General features: G+C 66.4%; 1 protein-coding gene. It reads left to right on the forward strand.

The annotated features are described in order from the left end of the window. Window positions 1-112: 112 nt before the first annotated feature. Window positions 113-1,302: IS1634 family transposase (locus ABQE89_RS26220; protein ID WP_448422149.1), on the forward strand; the 1,190-nt coding region annotated here is incomplete at its 3' end.

Below are 1,302 nucleotides of genomic sequence, written 5' to 3' on the forward strand. Positions count from 1 at the left end.
CCTGACTTGGCTCACGGTTGCGGATTGACTTCGGCCGTGCGGTCTTGACCTGTGGTTTCTTGGTCGGTCGGGACAGAATTTGTGCACTAAATCGGGTCCGTAGGCTGCCGGGGTGGCCTATGTGCGCACCGTGAAGACCGCCTCGGGGGCGACCGCGGTGCAGATCGTGTGGTCGTCTCGGCGCGGGTCGCGCTCGATTGAACATCTGGGCTCGGCCCATGATGAGGCCGAGTTGGCTGCGTTGAAGGCTGCCGCGGCCGAGCGGTTGGCGGCTAACCAGGCTGTGCTCGATCTCGATGTGACCGCACCGGCGGGCTCGGAGCCGCTGCCCATCACCTCCACCCGGATGACGCACTTGTGGGACGCGCTGTGCGCTGCGTACCGGATCCTGGGATTCGAGTCGGCCACCAAGGGCGACACTGTGTTTCGCGATCTGGTGCTCGCCCGGATCATCGAACCCACCAGCAAGATCGACGCCGGACGGGTACTGACCGAGGTCGGCGTCGAACCCGCGTCCTATGCCACCGTCAAGCGGCGCCTGCCCAGCTATGCCCGCCCGCAGTGGCGCCAAGCCTTGGCCACCGCCAGTGCACGACGCGCCGGGTTGGGGCCGGCGTCGCTGGTGCTTTTCGACGTCTCGACGCTGTACTTCGAAACCGACGCCGGCGACGGATTCCGCGAACCCGGTTTCTCCAAGGAGCGCCGCCTGGAACCTCAGATCACCCTCGGGTTGTTGACCGACGCCGCCGGGTTCCCGCTGACCGTGCAAGCTTTCGAGGGCAACAAGGCCGAGACCGCCACCATGTTGCCGGTCATCAACGCCTTCAAGTCCGCCCACCAGCTCACCGACGTCACCGTCGTCGCTGACGCCGGGATGATCTCGGAGGCCAACCAGGTCGCGATCAAAGCCGCTGGGCTGTCGTTCATCCTGGGCACCCGCATCCCGTTTCTGCCCGATGTGGTGCGCGAATGGCGCGACAACCACCCCGACGAGGTGATCCCCGACGGGCTGGTGCTGACTCAGCCTTGGCCTGCCACCAGCGCCGAGAAGACCCGCGGCATCCCCGACCGGGTTATCTACTATCAGTTCCGCGCCGACCGTGCTCGGCGCACGCTGCGCGGCATCGACGAGCAGGTCCGCAAGGCCGAACGCGCCGTCGACGGGCACGCCCCGGTGAAACGCAACCGCTACATCCAGCTCACCGGCGCTGCCAAGTCGGTCAATCGCACTCTGGAAGCCAAGACCCGAGCGTTGGCCGGCTGGAAGGGCTACACCACCAACCTCACCAGCGCATCCTCGAC

The sequence above is a fragment of the Mycolicibacterium sp. XJ1819 genome (genome assembly GCF_053483675.1).